At 31.6% G+C, this 24,513-nt stretch carries 14 protein-coding genes and 1 pseudogene; 6 read left to right on the top strand and 9 right to left on the bottom strand.

Annotated elements, in window-relative coordinates; genetic code table 11:
- Nucleotides 1-44 precede the first annotated feature (44 nt).
- The 8 genes from BT151_RS13420 to BT151_RS13385 all read right to left on the bottom strand — a co-directional run bounded on the left by BT151_RS13420 (nt 45) and on the right by BT151_RS13385 (nt 14,852).
- Nucleotides 45-878 carry an alpha/beta hydrolase gene (locus BT151_RS13420; protein ID WP_072402850.1) on the bottom strand — a complete coding sequence of 278 codons (834 nt, stop codon included), beginning with the start codon at nt 876-878 and terminating at the stop codon, nt 45-47.
- Between the two features lie 63 nt (nt 879-941).
- The gene (locus tag BT151_RS13415; protein WP_084647970.1) at nt 942-2,363 is read right to left on the bottom strand and encodes a sialate O-acetylesterase; all 1,422 of its coding nucleotides are present in this window, start codon (nt 2,361-2,363) and stop codon (nt 942-944) included.
- A 31-nt stretch (nt 2,364-2,394) separates the two neighbouring features.
- Nucleotides 2,395-3,981 carry a sulfatase family protein gene (locus BT151_RS13410; protein ID WP_084647969.1) on the bottom strand — a complete coding sequence of 529 codons (1,587 nt, stop codon included), beginning with the start codon at nt 3,979-3,981 and terminating at the stop codon, nt 2,395-2,397.
- Between the two features lie 50 nt (nt 3,982-4,031).
- Nucleotides 4,032-7,022, bottom strand: a complete 2,991-nt coding sequence (locus tag BT151_RS13405) for a glycosyl hydrolase (protein ID WP_072402849.1) — start codon at nt 7,020-7,022, stop codon at nt 4,032-4,034.
- Between the two features lie 232 nt (nt 7,023-7,254).
- A complete protein-coding gene (locus BT151_RS13400) occupies nt 7,255-8,790 on the bottom strand; it encodes a RagB/SusD family nutrient uptake outer membrane protein (RefSeq protein WP_072402848.1) in 1,536 nt (511 codons plus the stop codon).
- A gap of 10 nt (nt 8,791-8,800) precedes the next feature.
- Entirely contained in the window at nt 8,801-12,055 is a 3,255-nt protein-coding gene (locus tag BT151_RS13395) for a SusC/RagA family TonB-linked outer membrane protein (protein ID WP_084647968.1), read from the bottom strand.
- A gap of 38 nt (nt 12,056-12,093) precedes the next feature.
- Nucleotides 12,094-13,542, bottom strand: a complete 1,449-nt coding sequence (locus BT151_RS13390) for an L-fucose/L-arabinose isomerase family protein (RefSeq protein ID WP_072402846.1) — start codon at nt 13,540-13,542, stop codon at nt 12,094-12,096.
- Nucleotides 13,543-13,610: 68 nt separating this feature from the next.
- On the bottom strand, nt 13,611-14,852 hold the full coding sequence (locus BT151_RS13385; protein ID WP_072402845.1) for an MFS transporter: 1,242 nt from the start codon (nt 14,850-14,852) through the stop codon (nt 13,611-13,613).
- Between the two features lie 103 nt (nt 14,853-14,955).
- Here BT151_RS13385 and BT151_RS13380 point away from each other — a divergent pair, with 103 nt between their 5' ends.
- A complete protein-coding gene (locus tag BT151_RS13380; RefSeq protein WP_072402844.1) occupies nt 14,956-15,735 on the top strand; it encodes a GntR family transcriptional regulator in 780 nt (259 codons plus the stop codon).
- Between the two features lie 29 nt (nt 15,736-15,764).
- On the opposite strand, the gene BT151_RS13375 is transcribed toward BT151_RS13380, so the two are convergent.
- On the bottom strand, nt 15,765-16,805 hold the full coding sequence (locus BT151_RS13375; protein ID WP_072403171.1) for a GntR family transcriptional regulator: 1,041 nt from the start codon (nt 16,803-16,805) through the stop codon (nt 15,765-15,767).
- A gap of 188 nt (nt 16,806-16,993) precedes the next feature.
- On the opposite strand from BT151_RS13375, the gene BT151_RS13370 reads away from it, so the two are divergent.
- The 5 genes and pseudogenes from BT151_RS13370 (at nt 16,994) to BT151_RS13350 (ending at nt 24,439) form a co-directional block, all read left to right on the top strand.
- Nucleotides 16,994-19,099, top strand: coding sequence for a bifunctional aldolase/short-chain dehydrogenase (locus tag BT151_RS13370; protein WP_171946639.1), 2,106 nt, complete (start codon nt 16,994-16,996; stop codon nt 19,097-19,099).
- Between the two features lie 76 nt (nt 19,100-19,175).
- Nucleotides 19,176-20,456: a sugar isomerase gene (locus BT151_RS13365; protein WP_072402843.1), complete on the top strand. Its 1,281-nt coding sequence runs from the start codon at nt 19,176-19,178 to the stop codon at nt 20,454-20,456.
- Nucleotides 20,457-20,465: 9 nt separating this feature from the next.
- A complete protein-coding gene (locus tag BT151_RS13360) occupies nt 20,466-21,836 on the top strand; it encodes an FGGY-family carbohydrate kinase (RefSeq protein ID WP_072402842.1) in 1,371 nt (456 codons plus the stop codon).
- 7 nt (nt 21,837-21,843) lie between these two features.
- Nucleotides 21,844-23,004, top strand: coding sequence for an alpha-hydroxy acid oxidase (locus BT151_RS13355; RefSeq protein WP_072402841.1), 1,161 nt, complete (start codon nt 21,844-21,846; stop codon nt 23,002-23,004).
- 10 nt (nt 23,005-23,014) lie between these two features.
- Nucleotides 23,015-24,439, top strand: a pseudogene (locus BT151_RS13350) (purine-cytosine permease family protein).
- Nucleotides 24,440-24,513: the final 74 nt, after the last annotated feature.

Raw genomic sequence — 24,513 nt, 5'->3', positions numbered from 1 at the left:
AAAATTATTTTTTGGTTGACTTTTTATCATGCAATTATATTATACTATTTAATTTCTACACACGGAGTCTTACTCAAATAACCGAGTGATTGCAAAAAAAGATCAGTTTCTTTAACAGTCTGCTTATAATTATCAATGAAAGTATAATTAAAGAATGAATGTTTTTCACCATCGTACAACTTTAAATCACATCTGGAATTAACTCTATTCATTGCCATTTTAAAATACTGGGCAGCCGCTACAGGAACTAGATGATCTTCAGTTCCTAGAAAAAAGATAGTTGGAGGAGCTACCTTGCTCACATTATGTAAGGGAGAAAAATTTTTATACTCATCAGCTCCTATCCTACTAAAACCATAGCTTCCTGGAGAAATATCAATTACCGGATTAAAAAGTACCAAAGCATTAGGCATGCAACTTATTGATAAATTATCTGTGTTTTCATTATACTCATCAATTAAGGCTGTAGCGGCTGCCAGATGACCACCTGCCGACCCGCCTGAAGCGATAATTTTATCAGGGTCAATATGAAACTCTTTTGCATGTTCCCTAATATATCTCATGGAAGATTTAGCGTCTTTAACAGACTCAAAAGGAGTCGTGTGCTGTCTGCTTTCAATACGATAATCAACTAAAAAGCAAACTAAACCTCTCTTTGAGAAGTACTGGGCATGATGTTCAAATTGCGAAATAGACCCTGTTTTCCAACCGCCTCCAAAGAAAAAAACCATTGCTGGATATGTTTTAGATAAATCCATATGATCAGGATAGTAAATATCCATATTTAGTTGAATTTGGCCTATTTCCTTATACGTTACAGTTGTTTGTGCATTACAAACAACTGTAACGATAAAGATTAAAATTGCTATTTTTTTCATTTTATATAACTAAATAATTAAAATATAACATCAAATTAATGGTTGCCATTTACATGCCTATTTTCACCATTTGTCTGTTCTAAATGAAGATGCTGGGAGCATTGAATTATCAAAAAAACTAGCTTTAGTATAGTTTCCCCAAGCATAGCGAACTGCAACGGGCTTTTTTACAGAATCACACCAAACTTGCACCGATTTCCTGTCTTCTGAAATAAGCGCCTTCGCATCATAAAATTTCTTATCTATACTAGCAATTTTAAAACCCAATATATTGTTTTCAGGAGAATATAAACCCTCATTATCTTCCTTAAATGTTATGATGGCTTTATCTTCTTCAAAAGTTACACCTTCATACATTGGACCTTCACAATCAATTGCTTTATATCCATAGGTTTTGTTCATCGCTAAATAAAATAGTCTATCTGCCACTTCTTTTTTAAAAGGAGGGTGAATATAGTCTTCGGATCCCAAATCTGTAGTAACTACAATTCCCGAATTGGGTATGACATCAACACACTCCATCATAACGGAACGCATATATGGTGCAGTAATGACATTTTTATCATATTTAAAAGGTGCTATCTGTACAAAGTAAAAAGGGAATTCACCAACTTCAAATTTCTTTCGCCAATCATTAACCATAGCTGGAAGCGTTTTTTTATAATCCTCTTGGTATTCTCTAGAATTTGCTTCTCCTTGATACCAAAGCGTTCCTTTAATAGAAAATGGTATTAAAGGATTAATCATACCGTTAAATAATACTGTTGGTGTTCTTTGTTTTTTTTTACTCCAAGTAAACCCATTTAGATCTATAACTTTAGCATTCTTATGAGCATCTTCGCCCATCCAAGATTCAATTGGAGTTCCACCCCAGCAAGATGTTATAATTCCTATAGGAACCTTTAAAGCTTTCTGTAATTGTGATCCATAGAAATATGCTACTGCGCTAAATGTGGCCACTGATTCTGGTTCTGCTATTTTCCATTTTGTTGAACCAATCAATGTATCAACAGGAGTTAAACTCACATTCTTACCTGCATCAAATAAGCGAAGGTTTTTATTAAAGGATTGCGCAACTGCTGAATTACCTCCATAAACTGGTTGACCTTTAAACCCTTTCATGGGCATTTCCATATTGGATTGACCCGAACACAACCATACTTCTCCCAATAAAATATTTTCTAATAAAATAGATTCTGTTTCACTAAAAATTGTAATTTTTTGAGGATTTCCGTCAGTAGCTGGAGTTTTTATTTTCAATTTCCATTTTCCTGTTTTATCAGAAATGGAAGTGTAAATCTTATCATTCCAACTCACTTTAACAATAACTTCTTTATTTGATATTGCCCAACCCCAAACACTGATCAATTCGTTTTGTTGCAGAACCATATTAGAAGAAATAATCTGCGGAAGTTTTAATTGACCATATGTAGATACTGTATAGAACAATATGATTATTCCTAAAAATATATCTTTGATTTTCATTTATTTATAGATTAAAATACCTTTTAAAAATTTAATATTTTTCCATTCCTATCCTTGTCTGCTCTCTCATTTCTTCAACAGATATATTATCTTCATAATCTTTTTGAAGTTCCAACAATTTCTTTTTTAATTTCTTAATTAATGCCTTGCTATCATTATTCCCGTAAATGTTATTTAATTCATTTGGGTCATTTTTTAAATCATATAATTCCCATACATCTACATCATAATAGAAATGAATTAATTTATATCTATTAGTTCTTATTCCATAATGTGGTTGAACATTATGCCATTTAGGGTATTCGTAATAATGATAATACATGGCTTTTCTCCAATCTTTATTTTTTTTACCTAATAGTGATGACTTAAAACTTTTGCCTTGCATGTCAGTTGAAGGTTTGATACCTGCCATATCTAAAATAGTGGGAGCAAAATCAATATTTAAATTGATATCTTCATTTCGCTGTCCTGCTTTTATTTTATCAGGATATCTTACAATAAATGGCATCCTTAAAGACTCTTCGTACATAAACCTCTTGTCAAACCAACCATGGTCTCCTAAATAAAAACCTTGATCTGATGTGTAAACAACAATTGTATTTTCTGCAAGTCCACTTTCATCTAAATACTTAAGAAGATTCCCTATATTATCATCAACAGATTTTACACAAGCTAAATAATCTTTTATAAATTTTTGATATTTCCATTTTTTTAAGGCTGTTCCTGTAAGCGTATCAGATGGTGATATATATTCTCCTCTATCTCCTATCCTAATCCATTTAGCTAATTCTTCAGGTGTTAGACCTTCTGGAGGTGTCATCTTTAAATCTTCATGAGTCAGATTATCTTCAATGGTCATCATAGTCTTACCTGCTGTAAGTTCTCTGGTTTTATAATCGTCATTAAAGGTCTCTGGGTAAGGCATTTTAATATCTTCAAATAAATCTTCATATTTAGTATCTGGATCCCAAGGCCTGTGTGGAGCTTTAAATTGATACATCAGCATAAATGGTTTGGATTTATCCCGCTTATTTTCTAACCAATCTAAAGCAAATTCACCAGTAAGATTGGATGAATATCCTTTTTCTTGAACTTCTTTGCCATTATCATTATAAATGGGATCCCAATAAACACCTTGCTCTCCGTTTAGCACATGGTATTTAAAATAATCAAATCCTGTTGGCTCACTCCATAAATGCCATTTCCCGATAACTGCCGTGTTATATCCTTCCCTTTGAAGGATTTTAGGAAATGTTTCTTGTGTTCCATCAAAAGGTTTACGACCGGTATTTTTATAAAATCCGTTTTGATGACTATACTTTCCTGTTAAAATACTTGCCCTACTTGGTCCACAAATACTATTAGTACAAAATGTATTTAAAAATAACATGCCTTCTTTTGCCAATCTATCAATATTTGGTGTTGGCGCCACATCTTTATAAATGTCATTGTATGCACTTATTGTTTGAGATGCATGGTCATCAGTCATTATAAAAATAATATTCGGCTTTTTGCTAGAATTAACTTCTTTTGTCTGCCCCGATACTCCATTAAATAAAAACAACACAAACCACAAAACAACTGACACTAACTTTGTTGATAAAAAAGAATTAAACATAAAACAATTTTAGATTATAAATTTAGATTGACTATTTAATAAGTTTAAACCTACTCTATCGGTTTCATAAACATCAATTTTACTGGCCCCATCAAACCAGAATCTTTTAATGGTACATCTTTCCAAAGCACTCTTTTCTTGTTTAAACCTGGCACTACTGTTTCTAAAATATTAGTGTACGTAAAATTTTCTCCTTTGACAGCATCACCTTTTAAACGATTGGACCAGGTATTTGCTACTTTCACTTCCAATAAATTATATCCATATTTTAAAGCATTGGTCACTTCAAAACGATAAGGTTTTGTCCAAGTTACACCTAAGGAAACACCATTAAGCCAAACTTCACCAACATTAGAAAGTTCTCCTAAATCTAGATAAACTTTTTGATTTTTTGCAGTACTGGAATTAATATCGTATTGAAATGTTTTAACATATTTAGCAATGCCCGAAAAATACTTGATACTATCATTTTCTGATTTTGTCCATGATACTAGCTCTGGAAAAATAACACTATCCCCCGATTTTTTTTGCTCTTCTGTAAAATAAACCTCCCACGCTCCTTCTAATTCTCTTGTTTTTATATAGTTAGAAACCTGCTTTGTTTCTGTATTTTTAAGCAAATCGATTTTTGCTTCTTCAAGAAAAAAAGTTCCATTTGTAGTATATTGTAAAAGAGGAGGATTTAACTCATCTGAGTTAATTTTTGAATATGTTGCAGGTTTGACACCCTCTGAAAACACAACAAAAAAAGCACCATAAGGAGGCAGTGTTATTGGCATGTTTACCTGCTCGTTTAATTGCTCATATATATTGACTTTATTTATATCGCCTGTTACTGGATCCCAAATTTCTGGTGTTTTATTAGTTTGTCTAAAACTACATTGTCGAGACACCCATTCATTAGTTGTGTTTCTTACAAAATAATAATCTGTAGTTCCTTTTTTGTAATGAATATAATCTAAGGTAGAAAATTCGTTATCTTCATAATATAAATCTGGTGATACACCTATCTTTTTCAACAGATCTAAACTACTAATACCCGAAAATACTTTTCCATTAATTTTAGTAATATCTTTAACTGAACCTCCAACATCCAACCAAAGCTTATTAATATCATTTAATGAGACTTTTAAATCAGGCCGATTTTCTCTAGCTATTATTTTTTCTGGTTTTTCTGATACTATTTTTGCTCCTTTTGCAGTTAATTCTTTAAGTTTTAAAAATACTTCAGGGTCAATCTCTCCTTCGTCTTCTAAGTACAGTAGTTTAAATTGTCTACCCGTGGGTAATACCAATTGATTGTTCCTAATAGAAAGTTTTTTTAGAATCTCTGTATTAATTACTTCATAATCATATCCTGAACCAACCATAAAGCGACTATTCTTATGCCCCGTAAAATTAGGAACGGCATCACCATAATAATATAAAACATCAGCTACAAAGTCTGTGTTTTGTAATATATATGAAATTCGTGAAAGATAGGTGTTGAATGGCTTTATCATTGGCCACCATACTCTTTTATCATTATAATGTGTGCCTGCATGGTAAGATATTCCCGGGCTTCCTATACCACTTGGGTTATGACTACTACCATGAATTACAACTTTATTCATTCCTTCACAAAATGCTTGATCTCCATAAGGTTTCATGTCAAAAGGTCCTTCCTGCCAATGCTGAAAGGTTGTAAAAGCTTCTAACTCAACAATTCCTTTACCATAAATATGTGATGCAGCAGATGCTTCTTTCACTACCCTATTAATATTTATTCCATGCTCATCAAACCTTGAATGATTTATCCAAAATTCACCTCTAGGTAAATCCATTATACCCAATGACTTTAAAGGTTCTACAGGTACATTATGCAATGGAAAACCTGGACCTCCTGCTTCTGAATTAATTAAAATACCATTTGCGTTGCAAATCTCTTTAGCTTTTCTATAAAAATTATCAATCATAAGCTCAGATAATGTAAACTGATAATCTTTCATGAATTTTGCTGTTACTTCTTCCGAAAACAATGTTTTATTAAACAATGCTGGCAAAAAACGATTAATTTCATAACCATTAAGTCTTTTAAACTCTTTAAGTACACTTTCTGTCCAAACATTACCTCTCGCTTCATAACTTGCTAAGTAAAAGCTTTTAAGAGCTGTTTTACTTAAATCTAGGCCAAATGCTATTTTTAATCTATCTATTATATAGTTAAAATGTGCGGTTGTGGCTCTTGCATCAAAATGGTCTATAATAGGTCCTACCGAATTTTTACTAGGCACTTTTAATTGCTCACCTGAGTTGGAGCACACATAGCGATATATATTGTAATCCCCTTCAGAATCCCAATTCAAAGTTTCAGTTTTACTATCAAAATACTGGCTTACATCTATTATTTCAGAAACCTTCACATCAGACTTAGAAGGCACAGCTATAATTGCTATTTCTTTATAAAAAACAGGTTTTCCGTCTTTGCTATAGTCAATATACATACTCTTATCGTCATCAGGAAATGTAATCTGTCCTTCTTTTAGAACTCTTACAAGTTTAGGAAAAGGTAATTTTAATTGCCCCTTACTATAAGCCGTTTTAGAAAAGTAAATAGATTTTGCTGAGTTTTCTGGTGTTACCCAACTCCCTCCAGCATTCCAACTACTAGCCATATTAAGCCCAACTTCCATATCAAGACTCGATGCTTGATCAAGAGCTACTTTCATAGCCCTTAAGAAATCATCTCCCATAAAGGTAATTTCACCAGTAGGTATAATAGAATCTATTTTTTTTGCTCCAATTTCAAAAATATCAAAACCTGATAGTCCTGCATTTTTCATTGAGATAATTTCTTCTCTTATTCTAACAGTATCTATATTACCATTTATCCACCACCAATACGTTTTTGGCCATGATTTTAATGGAGGTTTTTTAAATTCTTTTTTTAACCTCTCATAATTATTAATTTCTTGCGCGCATATATTTTGAAAAACACAAATTAAAATAAGAGGAATAAGCCAAGAAAATCTTAAATGTGTGGTTCTTAAGGAGAATTTCATATACTGTATTTTATAATTAACTTGGAGCAACCATGTTTCATTATTTAAGTTCTAAAAATTTTATTAATTCAAAAACAGTTTAAAACTAACTATTTAAATAGAATCTAAAAGTCTTTAAATGATTAACATCCGAATCTTTATACAAAAGATAAGGATTCTGAAATAAATTTAACTTGATAGTTTTATTAGAAAACCCGACACATATGTGTCGGGAAATCCTTAGCTATTAATACTAATATCCTGGGTTTTGATCTTCTTGTGATACTTCTTGATTTCCAGAAATTTCGTTTGACGGAATAGGTAACAACATGTTTTTTTCACTAGTAGGATAGATAAAATCACGAGCTGGATCACGCGTTGGATTTTCGTTATGCGGAATTATTACTTCATTCAATAAGTAATCAAAACCTCTTCTTCTAGTATCGAACCACTCATGCCCTTCGCCTAATAGCTCATATTGGCGTTCTTTTAAAACTCGAAGTCTGAATTCATCTTTACTCATTCCAGACCAATCTGCTGGTTCTAAAACAGGACCTTCATCAGTATTACGAGCTCTGGTTAATACTTCGTTTACGTATTGATAAGCATCTTCTGGACCTGTAAGCTCATTTTGAATTTCAGCTAGCATAAGTAAAACATCTGCATATCTTAGTTTTATAAAATTACGATTTGTTGTGGTTCCATTATAAGTCTCGTCAAAATATTTTCTTAAAGCAGGAAAACCATCTGGTGTTGTTGTTCTTATTGGGTATATAGTACGAAAATTACCGTTTTTTATGTAAGAGTTATACAAGAATGTTACATCAATTCTAGGATCTTCAGGATATTGATAAAAGTGATTATCAAAGGTTTCTTTGTTTGGTCTTAAAAACCCATATGTTACTTGACCTACTGGAACAAAAGTACTATTTACAGGTGTAAATTGTCTTATCGCATCAAAATTTCTTGACGCTCCATTGTGCCCATATTGAATTTCAAAAATAGATTCTTGAGTGTTTTCATTACCTAGTTCAAATAAACTCGCAAAAGTAGAAACTAAACTAAATTTTCCATACACAGGTATTAATTCATCATAGGCATTTTGCCATAATGAAGAATCTCCACCATCTTCTCCTGCTAAAGTCATGTAAACTTTTGAAAGATATACGTTTGCAGCATATTTTGAAGGTTTTCCAATAATGTTTTCTCCTATTTCAGGCAGCATTTGTTTTGCTTTTTCAAAATCTGAAATTACTAAATCATAAGCATCACTTTTTGAACTTTTAGCTAGATGTATTGTTTCTGATGTACTAGGAGATGTACGTAAAGGGACACCGCCAAAAAGTCTAACTAAATCGAAATATGTTGCCGCTCTAATAAAATATGCTTGTGCTAGTGCAGATTCTCTATTTTCAAGACTATTAGAAGAGTTTTCTAGCTTAGCGATAATTACATTAGCCACATTAATAGTCTCGTACATAGCTGGCCATAATCTTATAAGCCAAGTATTATTAGGAAGACAATTAAGACCAGTAGCATCAGAATTTATATTTTGACTTGAATAATATATTCCAGATATAGGAGCTAATAAACCTTGAACTGAAGCACCATGATAATTGTATTCGCCATAAGTATAGTACATACCATTTATGGCTGTTTCCAATGATTGTTCATTTGCAAATACTTGACTTTCGGTGAGCTGAGTACTTGGTGCTTTGTCTAAATAATCCTCACAACTATTTAGTACTACAAAGCATAATAATAAGCTATATGTTAAAAAATTTTTCATCTTTTTTATTTTAAAAAGTTACATTTAATGACATTGAAAATGATTTCTGATTAGGAAAAGAATTATAGTCTATACCTACACGAGCAGGATCCCAAGAAAAGCTATTTACTTCAGGATCGAAACCACTATATTTAGTAAATAAAAGTAGGTTTTGACCAGATATAGAAAAATAGGCACTCTTAAAAAATGAATCTTTAACCAAAGGCATATCATACCCCAGTGTTATATAGCTTAAACGCAAGAAGCTACCATCTTCTACAATACGATCTGTAAAACCTGAATCTTTTGCTTTATTATAACCTAATTTAGGATAAGTTCCATTTGGATTATCTAAACTCCAAGCATTTTCGAATGTTTCCTGACGAATATTTAATGCTGTAGAACTTGGGTGCGCTTCTAATATAAGATTTCCGTTTGCTATATCGTTTCCCTGTATACCATTAAAAAACATGCTTAAAGAAATATTTTTATAAGTAAATGAAGAACCAAAACCATAATTAAAATCAGGATTTGGGTCACCAATTATAGTTAAATCCGTATCAGTAATATCGTTATCTCCATCTTGATCTACTAGAAAAACATCACCAAGCTCTGACGCAACACCTCTTAGTGAAGGTGCATTTGCAAGATCTTCGTCATTTGATATTATACCATTTGTTTTATACCCATAAAATAACCCTGGTGTTTGTCCTTCTATAAAAATGTTTGCAGGAACTCTAAAATAAGTACCACCAGAAACTTCATTACCTAAAAATGCAGAATACGTTTCTGTACCAAAGACAGATGGCTCTATACCTAATTTAGTGATTTTACTTTTATTAGAAGCAATATTTCCATAAAAATTCCATTTAAAGTTATTGGTTTTAATAATGTCTGCATTTATACTAAATTCAATTCCTTTGTTTTCTAAGTTACCTTGATTGGCATAATAACTATTAAATCCTGTTGAAGGACCAATCTCTACGTTTAACAATAGGTCTGAAATTTCTTTATGATAAACATCTATAGTTGCTGTTAATCTATCATCAAAGAATCCCATATCTAGTCCAAAATCATATTGTTGTGTTGTTTCCCATTTAAGACCATCATTCGCAAGGTTTGTTGGAATAACAGCAGTTACTCCATCACCATTTCCATTTGTATAAGGCCCTGGTGTTGTACCAAAAGGAACTAAAGTTCTATAATTAGGAATATTTTGATTTCCTGTTAAACCCCAACTCATTCTTAATTTTAAATCACTTACAGATTTCAATTTATTAATAAATGGTTCTTCTTTTAATTTCCATGCAAATGCAAATGCAGGAAAGTAAGCGAATCTATTTCCTTCAGAAAATTTACTACTACCGTCAGATCTAAAAGTTCCTGTAAATAAATATCTATTTTTAAAAGTATAGTTTACACGCCCTAAAAAAGATATAATACTTTCTTCTTCTTTATTTAGTTGCAGAGGCTGATATACTTGTCCAAAACTAATACCATCTGCTCTTAAATCCTTATTAGCAAAATCTGCCGCTTGACTACTTGTTCTTTGTAAACTTCTATTATCTATAATTACACCAACTGTGCCATTAATTCTATGATTTTCGTTAAACCTTTTTGTAAACATTAAAGTGTTATCTATATTGTTCCTAAAACGAGATAATCTACTTATTCCTGCTTCACCATTTGCTTGTTCACCACGATAAATTCCTGTACCATACCATATTTGGCGCTCCTTAACTCTATAATCAAAGCCAAAAAGAAGTCTGTAAGTAAACACATTGGAAATTTTATAACTTAGAATAGAGGAACCTAAAAACCTTGTATCTGTAGATAAGTCATCATAATCTTTTAACCATGCTCTTGGACCATCTAAAGTTTCTTCAGGATCACCACTAAGATTATTAGTTGCAGCATTTAAAAAGGGTACTCCTGAAACAGTTAATCTTACCAAGCTAGCATTTACTGCTCCCAAGTTTTCTGTACCTCGAGAAGCTGAGTTTTTAGTGTTTTCAACGGCAAATTTTGTTTTTAAATCAAGACGGTCGTTCAAATCAAATGAAAGGTTTGCATTAAAGTCTATTTTTTTAGCATAAGCATTAGGAATTAGACCTTCATTTTTGAAAAAACCTGTTGAAAAATAGTACTTGGTTGTTTTAGTCCCTCCAGAGGCGGACAATCTATGATTGGTACTTAAAGAGGATCTATAGATATCTTCACTCCAATTTATAGGTGTTAGTCTGTCAAAATTTGCTGAGTTTTCTTCCATAAATTCCTCACTTTCTACGAAATAGGCATAGCTACCATCACCATACTGATAAAAAGCAGGAAGAAAACCAATATTAGCATTTTTTTCGTTTTGAAAATCAACATAATCAGGTGTTGAAAGCATTTCAATGTTATTGGTAATACTACCCATACGAGTTGTAACGGAATAATTAATAGTTGCATTTCCTTCTTTACCTTTTTTAGTTGTAATAAGTATTACTCCATTGGCTCCACGAGACCCATATATTGCTGTTGCAGATGCATCTTTTAAAACTTCAAGACTTTCTATATCTCTGGGATTAATACCTGCTATACCCCCACTTTGAGGTGCCAAATAATTATTGCCACTAGCTAAAGGATTAGCAACATCTTCTGTAGCAGAATCCATTATAATTCCATCTACTACATATAGAGGTTCTGTATTGCTAGTTAAACTATTAATCCCTCTAATTTTTATACTTGAAGGAGAACTAGGCTCAAAACCATTAGATTGTACAAGAACACCAGAAATTTTACCTTGCAATAAAGATTCTATATTTTGAGCTTGGGCTATGGCGTCTTCTTTTGGTTTTAAAGTAGAAACTGAACCTGTTAAATCATTTCTTTTAACTTCACCATAACCAATAAGCACAATTTCATCAAGTTTATTGACATCTTCTTCTAATGTAACATTAATAGTTTTCTGATTAGAAACTGAAATCTCTTTAGTAACAAAACCAATAAAAGAAAAAACTAAAACAGCTTTCTCAGAGTTTACTTTGATTTCAAAATTTCCATCAAAATTAGTTACTGCTCCATTAGCAACATTCTTTTCTAGAATATTAACCCCAGGCATTGGCATACCATTAGCATCAACTACTTTTCCTGTTATCATTAATTGATCTGCTTGCAATGATACAAACACATCATTAAATGATATACTCGCCGTCATGTTCAAAGAAGAACATACTACAAACAAAAAGAATAAGTGTTTTATAAATAACAGGTTATCCTTCTTTAACAATCTCATTATATTCATAATAATATATTTAAATTTAGTTATTTATTCGGTTGGTTTTAGTCTGTAACAATTACTGCTTCAATGTTAAGATAATTAGCAATTTTCGCTATACTTTGCGAATGATGCCCAATGCCTAGTGCAAAGTGATGTGTAGGTCCTTCTCTCATCCATTTATATAAGAAAGTTTTAACGTCTGGTTTAAAACGACCTCTTGTGTTAGTATTTCCAGTTGGTGGAATAGGTCCTTTTACTGATTCTCCTTCTGCTATAATAAATTTGAATTTGCCTTCGAAAGTTGAACTTATTGACAACATAGTGATAGGACCTTGTTTAATTTTAAATTCTACTCCAGCTCCATTTCCAGGTTTTCCGTGATATTTTTTTAAACTCCGTAATACAGGTTTACCATCGGCGATAGAAATATTATGAGGTCCATCATGACCAACTAATACAAAATCTTCAGCAAAATCTACTGGATGAAATTCTGCAAAACTTCCACCAATTTCTAATCTATCCATTATAAGCATAGCTATTAATGTTTTCATATCAGATTCGCCACACATAGGAAAACCATTTGAAGTCAAAATTGAATTACCAATTATTAAATTGCTCATCATTTTTCTTAATTCACTTCCTACTGCACCATCATAATAATAAGCTAAGCCGTCTAGTTTTTTCTCTTTAACAAATTGATCTAAGGCTACACTAACTCTAGCTGCTACTCGCAAATCACCGTTCATTAACTTCAAAGATATGGGGTCGGACACTGGATCTGGCGTATCAAAAAAATCTAAGATTGTATTTTCCTTATCTTTAATTTCTTTTTCATTCACTTTATCATAAAAGGACATTATTTCATTAGCTTCACATTCTACTACATGGCATCCGAATGCAGATGTTAACATTGTGGCATCTGTATGCATATCCAACATAGCATTAATAGGATGTCCTATATGCCCTAAATGAGCATTTTTAAGATCATGAAGTACTTTAGCTATGCGACAATATTCATCAATGAGTATCTCTGCTTCTGTATCATCATGAAGTGTTCCTATAATCATATCAGGAACTTTCTTTCCCATTCTAACAGCTACACCAGCAAATTCTGGAACTGCACAAATATCATCATTTACAAGTTGCATATAAGTCGAAGCTTTCGAATAGTCTAAAGCTTTTCTAGGCTGTAAAGCAACTATAACTACTGGTATAGAAAGTGTCTTTATTATAATTCCAAAAGTACCAGAAGTCGCATATGTTAGCATATTACAAAAAACCAGGTCTAAATTAGCAGACTGTATTTCTTTAACTTTTTCATAGGCTTTTTTGGGGTTATCAATCATGCCAAAATCGACTATGGTTGCACTTTTTTTAGAAAGTTTCTGCAAAAAAACTTCTTGCTTTTGCATCAATTCGTCTAAAAGGCCATCAAACTGCCCCCAATAAACATCGTACCCAACTCCAAAGACTCCGATACGCTGTGGCTCATCTTTAATCGCTAATTTCATATATCATTTTTTTTAATAATGCTTTCACTTATTTTCTTAACGCACTAAGAAAGTGTGTTGAAAAAAAATTATATTTCTGGAATATTTTTTAAAAGTGATATTTTAGGCATTAAGGCCATAAATAAAACAAAGGCTACACCATACATTATACCTGAATAAATCCACATAGGATCATACGAATAACTAGATATAATTTTACCCATTAGTGGATTTATTACCATTGCAGACAAAGCTCCAGCTGTGCCTGAAAACCCAACAACAGTTGATGTAATAGTTTTTCCAAATGTGTCACTTATTGCTGTAATGTAATTAGTAATCCAAAGTCCATGTGCGAAAAAAACTATAACCATGATAACAATTACCCACTCTTCTGAAGGAACATACTTAACAAATAATGCAGGTATAGTTAATAATGCTGCAACCCCCATCACTATTTTTCTGGACAAATTAAGGTTACCTGTTTTCTTCAGTATCCCATCAGAAAAATAACCTCCTAGCATATTTGAAACACCTAAAGCTAAAAAAGGTATCCAAAAAAGTTCTCCAATCTTATCAAGATTTACCCCTCTAGCATCACTAAGATATTTAGGAATCCAAAACATATAAAAATAAAATATAGGATCTAAAAGAAAACGAATTAGAATAAATACCCATACCTCTTTAATTTTTAATATTTCTCTAAGTCCTTTTCTTGTTTCTCTCCAAGGTTTTACTTTCTTTTGAACAGTAGTATTACCCGCCCCTTTTCTCTTTTTAGTAAACAAAAGCCAAACAAATACCCATATTATTCCAAAAATACCTGTAATTAAAAACACACCTCTCCAGCCAGTAATCGCCATAAGATAAATACACAAAGGAGGCGCCACAACTGCTCCTAAAGCTGAACCACCAATTGCAATACCATTTGCTAACGCTTGCTTTTTTTTAGGCACCCACTCTACCACAGCTTTTATAGCGCCTGGAAAGGCTCCACCTTCTCCAATTCCAAGAACAAATCTAAAAGCACCAAATTGAAATACATTGTGAGCAACACTATGTAAAGAGGTCGCTAATGACCAAATTCCAACTGAGAATGCCAAACCTAATCTACTTCCAAAACGATCTATAAGAATACCACCGACTGTAAACATAATAGCGTAACTAATTAAGAAACCTGTATTAATTAATCCATAAGAAGTATCCGAAATCGGAAAATCTTCCTTAATTTTGATTATTAGAACAGAAAGCACTTGACGATCCAAAAAACTCAAAGCTGTTGCTATAAATACCATTAAAACAATAATCCAAGGAAGCGATTTTGAATATTTCATACTTAACGCACTAAGTTATTTTTTTAACAAATATAAGTTTATTTTGATTATATGCAAATAGTTTTAATACTTTTATGACGAAATCGTAATTTAATATTGAATAATGAAAGGAATTCCTAAATACATCACTATAAGTAAAGAAATAATACAGAAGATATCATCAGGAGAGTTTCAACCAGGAGACAAAATTCCATCAGAAAATGAGCTAATAGAAATTTATTCAATAAGTAATACTACCGCAAGAAAAAGTTTGCTTGAAGTAGAACTTCAAGGTTGGGCTAAAAGAATAAAGGGAAAAGGGACATTTGTACTTAATAGATTTGAAGACAAACATCTAACCCGTGTATTAGGCTCTTTTAATGCTGTAAAAGAAAGTTTTACTGATAAATTAATTAAAGAAGGTTTTACACCAAAAAATGTGATTTTGGAAAAAACTATTTTAGATGATGGAATTTCCTCAAACATAAATAATCGTCATTATATTATGGAAGGTCCCGTTCTTAAAATTCACAAATTGAGATACGCAGATGAGACTTTATTAAAGGATGAAACCAAGTATATTTCTATGGTTCATTGTCCTAAAATCAATGTATTGGATTTAGATTCCCGTCCCTTAATTTCAATTTATCAAGAAAAATACAATTTAAAGTTAATAAATGTTGAACGCACATTGGGAAACACTATTTTTTCTCCACGTGAACCAAACAATTACTTTGAAAATGAAGTTCCAACCGCTATATTTATTTTGGATGGTGCTATATTCTGTGATAACGGTAAAATAGTTGAAATAGAACAGTCTTACTATCGAGGGGATAAATACAAATTTGCTATTACGACTAAACCAGAATTAATAAAAAGTAAAGTTAAGCTGAAGAGTTTATAAATCACATAACTAACTTTTTATAATTTTTATTAAATTGAATTTCTTTCAATAAAATTAAAAGGTACTTTAAATTTTCCTTTTTCTTTATTTATAATCATTTTAGCAGCAGTTTCTCCCATAATCTTAAAATCTGTAGAAATTACGGTAATACCAAGTAATTCTTTTAAAGGCGTATCATTATAAGAAATAACACCAATATCCTTACCTAATACAAATTTATCTTCCCTAATTTGTTTTACTAAATTAACCAAGTCTGCCTCTTCTATTGTTATAAATAAATCACCTTTTTTCAAAATCATATCTTCATAAACTTGATTAATAATTTCATAATCTATAATATTTTCCATACAAAACTTTCTAAAGCCATGCAATATTCTTCTTGGATAAGGATAAATAGCACTTTCTGGATATATCAAAAAAAGTTTTTCATATTTAGATATTTTTGAGAGACCTTCTTTCAAGGCATAATAAATATCATCTTCAAAGTCTTGAAATATTTCAACAATTTCCCCTTCAATTTCTGGTTTTATGTTATCCAAAATAATTAATTTTTCTCTAGGTATTTTTTTTAAAAAATTGATTACTTCATCTGTATAACTTATATGATTTAAATTTTCGTTTTTAAAATGTGGCATGATAACAAAATAGTCGTAAGTTGACTTATATTTATTTAATAAATTTAAAAACAGTGATTCATCACAATGATATATATGCAAATCTGTATGGGATGTTACTCCAATAGTATTTATGAAAGAATTATAAATTCTCAGTTTATAAGAACTCAATTTGTTAACTAAAAATAGAATATTAATTTTTGATATTAATTTTGTTCGGTTTATGTAATAACCTTTACCTCTTATAGACATTATTATGTCTCGTTCTTTTAGTATATTATAAGCTTTTTCTACAGTATCTCTTGATAAGTAAAACTCTTCACTAAATTGGTTTATTGATGGAATTTTTTGATCCATAGTTAAATTCCCTACAGAAATATTATAAATAATTGAATCTATAATTTGCTTATATTTTGGTACTCGAGAACTTTCATCAATACTAATAAATTTCATCATTTCCATAAATCTGCTTTTTATATCTACAAAAAAAAACAATTAAAGTCACTGAACAAAATTTAACCAAATACTATAACATTTAAATTGCAAATAAATTAACAACTTTTATTAGCAGCATACAGTACACTACAGGATAGATTTATTTTTATGTTATTTTATCTTAGCTATAAATTATCATAATAATTCTAATGAATACAATTACAAAAAAATTTAAGTACGTAGACTACCTTTGGGATGATAGTAAAGCTAATACTTTTAAAAAAAATCAAGTAGCCCTTTTTTTATACCGTTCAAATATATTAGGAGCAGATTTAAGAATCACTAATTATGGTGGTGGAAATACAAGCTGTAAAACTACAGAAAAAGACCCTTTAACAAACGAAGACGTTGAAGTTATGTGGATAAAAGGTTCTGGTGGAGACATTGGTACTTTAACACGTAATGGTATTGCTGGTTTGTACACAGGAAGATTACGCGATTTGAAAAATGTTTATGGCGGTTTAGAAGATGAAGACCGAATGGTTGGTCTTTTTAATCATTGTATTTATGATTTGGATAGTAAAGCTCCTTCAATTGACACACCATTACATGGTTTGCTACCATTTGCTCATATTGACCATTTACATCCTGATGCTTTAATTGCTGTTGCTGCTGCAAAAGACAGCGAAAAAGTGACTAAAGAAATTTGGGGGAATACAATGGGATGGGTGCCTTGGCAACGTCCAGGTTTCGATTTAGGTCTGCAATTAGAAAAATGCCTTAATAATAACCCTGGTATTAGAGGAATTGTTTTAGGCAGCCATGGTTTATTTACTTGGGGAGATACATCATACGAATGTTATATTAATAGTTTAGAAGTTATTGAAATGGCTTCTGAATACATTGAAAATAAAATTAAAAAACAAGGTAATGTTTTTGGCGGACAAAAAATACAAAGTTTACCAAAAGCAGAACGTTTAGAAAAAGCTTCACAATTAATGCCTTTTTTAAGAGGTTTATGTTCTTCCGAAAATAGAATGATTGGACATTTTTCTGACAGTAACGTTGTTCTAGAATATATTAATAGTAATGATTTAAAAAGATTAGCTCCTATGGGAACATCTTGTCCAGATCATTTCTTACGCACAAAAATTCAGCCGTTAGTATTAACTTTAGATCCTAATGAAGATTTATCTGATGGAGCTGCAATTCTTAAAAAATTAGAGCCTACATTCAAGCAATATAGACAAGAATACGCAGACTACTATAATACTTGTAAAAAAGATAACAGTCCTCCAATGCGTGACACAAATCCTGTAATCATTATTTATCCAGGAGTGGGTATGTTTAGTTTTGCTAAAAATAAACAAACTACACGTGTTGCTAGCGAATTTTATATTAACGCTATTAATGTAATGCGTGGTGCAGAAGCTATTACAGAATATACATCATTGCCAAGACAAGAAGCTTTTGATATAGAATATTGGTTATTAGAAGAAGCTAAATTACAGCGTATGCCAAAAGAACAACCATTATCACGTAAAGTAGCATTAGTTACTGGAGCAGGTGGTGGTATTGGAAAAGCCATTGCAGACAAATTAGCTGCAGAAGGTGCTACTGTTGTATTAACAGATATAAATGAAGATCGCTTAAAGGAAGCAAATGCAACTTATAAACGCGATATATCTACTTATACTGTTTGCGATGTTACTAACTACAAATCTATTAAAGATGCTTACAAAAAAGCATGTTTAGAATTTGGTGGGGTAGATATAATTGTACATAGTGCAGGATTAGCAATCTCTAAACCTATAGAAGAAACGACAGATAAAGACTGGGATATTTTACAAGACGTTTTAGTTAAAGGTCAGTTTGAATTAGCGAAAGTAGGAGTAGAAATCATGCGAAAGCAAAATTTAGGCGGTAACTTTATAAGTATTGCTAGTAAAAACGGATTAGTATCTGGACCAAACAATGTTGGTTACGGCACAGCAAAAGCAGCACAACAACACATGGCTCGTTTATTGGCTGCTGAATTAGCACCAGATAAAATACGCGTAAATACAGTAAACCCAGATGGGGTTATTGTGGGTAGTAAAATATGGGAAGGTGCCTGGGCAGAAGGTCGTGCAAAAGCTTATGGTATTACTGTAGAAGAGTTACCTGCTCATTATGCTAAACGTAATTTACTAAACGAAATAATTTATCCAGAAGATATAGCTAATGGCGTATTCTCACTAGTTGCAATTTTAAAAAAAACCACGGGAAATATTATAAATGTTGATGGTGGAATGGCTAACGCATTTGTAAGATGATTTTTTTTATTTAGCTTAGTTTCAGGAAATATCTATAGGATATCATTAAATATGGGAGTTATATAAGAAAATACATATGAAAATAAAACAAAGTCATATACAAGATACAAATAGTAAAAGTCTTCAATCTCATGAAGAATCTTTCGATTTTTTAGCAGATAAATTAAATAACAAAGGGGTTAATGTCAACAATTTAATAGCGAAATTAAAAGAATTTCAAGTAGCAATACCAAGTTGGGCATTAGGTGCTGGAGGAACTCGTTTTGGACGTTTTTCATTTTATGGAGAACCTTCAAGCTTAGAACAAAAATTAGAAGATATTGGTTTACTAAACATATTAACACAAACTGCAGGTGCTATTTCGCTTCATATACCTTGGGATATTCCTGAAGATTATAACACCATTAAAGAATTAGCAAATTCTTTGGATATTAAATTTGATGCGGTAAACTCAAACACATTTCAAGATCAAAAAAAGTCTAAAGAAAGTTACAAATATGGTTCTTTAAGCAATACAAGCGAAGCCGTAAGACAACAAGCTATTCAACATAATATAGATGTTATTAATATAGGTAAAAAACTAGGTTCTAAGAGCTTAACCGTTTGGCTAGCAGATGGATCTTGTTTCCCTGGTCAAAATAACTTTCAAACTGCATTTCAAAATACTCAGGATAGTTTAAAGTCAATTTATAAAGAGCTACCTAATGATTGGAAAATGCTTATTGAATATAAGCCGTTTGAACCTAATTTTTATAGTACTGTTATACAAGATTGGGGTACATCTTTTATGCTAGCTGATGAATGTGGTGATAGAGCATTTTCCTTAGTTGATTTAGGCCATCATTTACCGAATAGTAATATTGAACAAATTGTTTCAATTTTAATGTTAAAAGGCAAATTGGGGGGCTTTCATTTTAATGACAGCAAATATGGTGATGATGATTTAACTGTTGGGTGTATAAAACCATATGCCTTGTTCTTAATTTTTAACGAACTGGTTTATGGTATGGAAAACAATACAAGAAATCCAGATTTAGCTTGGATGATTGATGCTAGTCATAACATAAAAGACCCCATAGAAGATTTAATCCAATCACTTGAAGCTATACAAGAAGCTTATGCAAAAGCATTATTAGTAGATCAAAATGAGCTTAAAATGGCACAAAACAAAAATGATGTTGTGGCTTGTCAAGAAATTTTACAAAATGCTTATCGAACAGATGTAAGACCGTTAATCCAACAAGCAAGATTCATTTCAGGAGGTGCAATAAATCCTTTGCAAGCATACCGTTTATTAAATATAAGAGAAGAACTTATTAAAGAAAGAGGAAGACATTCTGTTGCAACTGGGTTATAATTTTATAATATGAAGAATGTAACTGCCATATTCGATATTGGAAAAACCAATAAAAAATTCTTCCTCTTTGATAATGATTTTCATGAGGTTCATAAAGAATACATTCTATTTGACGAAATAAAAGATGAAGATGGACATCCAACCGAAAATTTAGTTGAACTTCAAAAATGGATAAAAAGTGTTTTTGAAAGAATTATTAAACAATCAAAGTATAACGTAAGAGCAATTAACTTTTCAACCTACGGAGCTAGCTTTGTTCACTTAGATGAAAATGGAGAGGTACTTACTCCACTCTATAATTACACTAAAAAATTAGAAAAAAGTGTAGTTGATTCCTTTTTAGAAAGCTACGGACCCAAAGAAACCTTTTTAAAAACAACAGGTTGTTTTGACTTAAGCTTATTAAATTCTGGGATGCAGCTTTATTGGATTAAATACACTAAGCCTGAAATTTTCAAAAAAATAAGGTATTCATTACATCTACCTCAATATCTAAGCTATATATTCACAAGTGTTCCTTTAAGCGAATTCACCAGCATAGGTTGTCATACAGCTTTATGGGATTACAGTAAAAAAGATTATCATAATTGGGTTTATAAAGAAGAAATTAACAAGGTATTACCTCCTATAGTTTCAACTGAAACAAGTATAAATATGAATTATAATGGTAATCGAATTAAAATAGGAATTGGTATTCATGACAGTTCTGCTGCATTATTACCATATGTTAGAAGTATAAAAAAGAAATTTGTTCTAGTATCTACTGGAACTTGGAGTATTGCTTTAAATCCTTTTACTGAAAAATTATTATCAACTAATTCAAAAGACATAAATTCTGTAAATTATATGAGAATTAATGGAAAACCTGTTAAAGCAACCCGTTTATTTTTAGGAAATGAATATAAAATTCAAGTCAGAAATTTATATAAACATTATGTAGTCTCTGAAGATTACCATAGGCATATTAAGTTTGATTACGACACCTATTTTGAGATTATTCAGGATTTTGAACATATGTATAAATGGGAAAGTATTTCTGATCAAGATATGCCATTAAAAACAAAGTTCCCTTATGATAAGTTTGAACATGCATACCATCAATTAATGATAGAATTAATGCTGTTGCAAATTAAGAGTATAAAAAGTGTTATTGGAGATGATGAGATTAAACAACTTTATGTTGATGGAGGATTTAGTGATAATGATCTGTACATAAAGCTACTATCTCATTATTTTAGGGATAAAAAATTAAGAACTACTGATTCTTCTTTAGGATCTGCTTTAGGTGCTGCAATTTGTATTTCAGATAAAAAATTAAATTCTAAATTCCTTAAAAAGAATTATTCACTTAAAAAACATGTTCCATTCATAATTAAATAATATAGATATGGCCTTAAAATTTGATACAAAATATCCGTCTATTGACGACCTGCGGAATAAGGCTCAACAAAGTATACCAAAATTTGCTTTCGAATACTTGGACGGTGGCTGCAATGAAGACGTAAATTTACACCGAAATACGTCAGATATAAGAGATATACAATTAAAACCACAATACCTTAGGAAATTTAATGGAGCGAGTTTAAAAACAAAGTTATTTGGTATTGAATATGATGCTCCATTCGGAATTTCTCCAATAGGTCTACAAGGATTAATTTGGCCAAATTCACCGGAAATATTGGCAAAAGCAGCATTCAAACATAATATTCCATTTATTTTAAGTACGGTTACTACAACAAGCATTGAACGTGCCTGTGAGATAACCGAAGGTAAATCTTGGTTTCAACTATATCATCCAGCTAAAGAAACGGTGAGAAATGATATTATTAAAAGAGCTGAAGCTGCCCATTGCCCAGTATTAGTGATCCTTTGTGATGTCCCTACTTTTGGTTTTAGACCTAGAGATATAAAAAATGGTTTAGCTATGCCTCCTAAAATGTCAATAAATAATATATTACAAATATTAGGAAAACCCAATTGGGCTTTAAATACTCTAAAATATGGGCAACCCAACTTTAAGACCTTAAAACCATATATGCCTAAAGGTTTAGATTTAAAACAGCTAGGTAAGTTCATGGATGAAACTTTTAGTGGTAGGTTAAATGAAGAACGCATAAAACCAATTCGCGATATGTGGAAGGGTAAACTTGTATTAAAAGGTGTAGCTTCAGAAGCCGATACAGAAGAAGCTATTCGTTTAGGATTTGATGGTATTATTGTCTCAAACCATGGTGGAAGACAACTAGATGCAGGGGAATCTTCAATAAAACCATTAATAAGAATTGCTGAAAAATACGGGAATAAAATTGAAGTGATGATGGATAGTGGTTTGCGATCTGGTCCAGACATAGCCAGAACGATAGCTTGTGGGGCAAAATTTACTTTTATGGGACGTTCCTTTATGTATGGAACTGCAGCCTTAGGAAAAAAAGGAGGTGATCATACTATTTCGTTACTAAAAATACAATTGCAACAAATAATGGAACAACTTTGCTGCGAAAAGGTTGAAGACTTATCAAAACATTTAATCACTAACACGTTGCTATAACTAGAATTTTATGAGTCAATATAATATTCAAGAGGAAATTGAAGAAATATCTGGTGGAGAATTTGAAAGAACAATAGTACCTCAGTCTAAACTCAGAGGTTGGAAAAGCTTTTTAGGAATGTACGCTGGTGAACATGCTGCAGGTACTGAATTTATGATTGGGCCTTTGTTTTTAACAGCTGGAGTAAATGCCTTCGATTTAATTATAGGCCTATTAATTGGAAATTTTTTGGCAGTATTAAGTTGGCGATTTTTAACAGCAGAAATTGCAGTTAAAAACAGGTTGACACTTTATTTTCAATTAGAAAAAATTTGCGGTAAAAAATTAGTAACTGGTTATAACTTAGCAAATGGTATCTTGTTTTGTTTTTTAGCTGGTTCTATGATTACCGTTTCTGCTACTGCTGTTGGTATTCCTTTTAATATGCCAATGCCTAAATTAACAGATACATTACCAAATGGGATAACATGGATAGTTATCCTTATTCTTATCGGCGCTATAATATCCATTATAGCTGCAAGAGGTTACAATACAATTTCTAAGGCTGCAAACTGGATGTCTCCTGTTATTGTTCTTGCATTTATTACTTGTGCTATAGTAGCTTTAAATCAACTTGGCGTTTCTAGTTTTTTAGATTTTTGGAATATTTGGGGAGAAGGTTCTAATCCTTTTCCTGGACAAATAAAATATACGTTTTGACATGTGGTTATTTGGTCATGGTTTGCTAATGCAGCAATGCATATTGGAATGTCTGATTTATCAGTATTTCGTTTCGCTAAAAAAGCAAGTTCAGGTTGGACAACTGCTGCCGGTATGTATGTAGGACATTACATAGCGTGGATAGCTGCTGCATTATTATATGCTGTATATTTAAAATCGCCCGAAGCCCAAGCATTCTTGTCTAATGGTGAAGCACCTCTGGTCGCTCCTGGTCCTTTAGCAAACAACGCCATTGGGATTTTTGGAATTATTACTGTTGTATTAGCTGGTTGGACAACAGCCAACCCAACAATATATAGAGCTGGCTTGGCATTTCAAGCCATATTGCCTAAGCTATCAACAGCAAAAGCGACTATTTTGGCAGGAACAATAGCAACCATAGCAGGAATATTTCCAGCATTTGCAATGAAATTACTAAGCTTTGTAGCTCTATATGGATTTATTTTGGCACCATTTGGTGCGATTATTGTTTTTGAACATTTCTTTTATAAGAAGGCAGGAATTATTAAAAATTATGCTGAAGTAGCAAATATTCAATTTAACAAATCAGTATTGCTAGCTTGGGCTATAAGTTTTGGTTTCTTTTACTTTATTTCAATAGAATTTGATGTATTCTTATCCTTTGTAATACTGCCAGCTTGGTTGCTTTGTGGTTTTTTATTTATTATACTTAGTAAGCTTTTACAGAAAAACATTAATAAAGACTATTATTAATTCTGATAATTCTACGATTGGCTTATTCAACAACGGTTTTTGGAAAATTTTCGCTGTTAGTTTTATAGCTTATA

This window comes from Flaviramulus basaltis (genome assembly GCF_900114265.1).
Classification (GTDB): domain Bacteria; phylum Bacteroidota; class Bacteroidia; order Flavobacteriales; family Flavobacteriaceae; genus Flaviramulus; species Flaviramulus basaltis.
This window is presented reverse-complemented; position numbering and strand designations above follow the sequence as displayed.

Excerpts from the sequence above, each read along its gene's own strand:
- BT151_RS13380 (WP_072402844.1), top strand. The coding sequence starts at position 14,956 with ATGAAAGGAATTCCTAAATACATCACTATAAGTAAAGAAATAATACAG.
- BT151_RS13365 (WP_072402843.1), top strand. The coding sequence starts at position 19,176 with ATGAAAATAAAACAAAGTCATATACAAGATACAAATAGTAAAAGTCTT.
- BT151_RS13405 (WP_072402849.1), bottom strand. The coding sequence starts at position 7,022 with ATGAAATTCTCCTTAAGAACCACACATTTAAGATTTTCTTGGCTTATT.
- BT151_RS13370 (WP_171946639.1), top strand. The coding sequence starts at position 16,994 with ATGAATACAATTACAAAAAAATTTAAGTACGTAGACTACCTTTGGGAT.
- BT151_RS13395 (WP_084647968.1), bottom strand. The coding sequence starts at position 12,055 with ATGAATATAATGAGATTGTTAAAGAAGGATAACCTGTTATTTATAAAA.
- BT151_RS13400 (WP_072402848.1), bottom strand. The coding sequence starts at position 8,790 with ATGAAAAATTTTTTAACATATAGCTTATTATTATGCTTTGTAGTACTA.
- BT151_RS13390 (WP_072402846.1), bottom strand. The coding sequence starts at position 13,542 with ATGAAATTAGCGATTAAAGATGAGCCACAGCGTATCGGAGTCTTTGGA.
- BT151_RS13415 (WP_084647970.1), bottom strand. The coding sequence starts at position 2,363 with ATGAAAATCAAAGATATATTTTTAGGAATAATCATATTGTTCTATACA.
- BT151_RS13355 (WP_072402841.1), top strand. The coding sequence starts at position 21,844 with ATGGCCTTAAAATTTGATACAAAATATCCGTCTATTGACGACCTGCGG.
- BT151_RS13385 (WP_072402845.1), bottom strand. The coding sequence starts at position 14,852 with ATGAAATATTCAAAATCGCTTCCTTGGATTATTGTTTTAATGGTATTT.
- BT151_RS13375 (WP_072403171.1), bottom strand. The coding sequence starts at position 16,805 with ATGATGAAATTTATTAGTATTGATGAAAGTTCTCGAGTACCAAAATAT.
- BT151_RS13410 (WP_084647969.1), bottom strand. The coding sequence starts at position 3,981 with ATGTTTAATTCTTTTTTATCAACAAAGTTAGTGTCAGTTGTTTTGTGG.
- BT151_RS13420 (WP_072402850.1), bottom strand. The coding sequence starts at position 878 with ATGAAAAAAATAGCAATTTTAATCTTTATCGTTACAGTTGTTTGTAAT.
- BT151_RS13360 (WP_072402842.1), top strand. The coding sequence starts at position 20,466 with ATGAAGAATGTAACTGCCATATTCGATATTGGAAAAACCAATAAAAAA.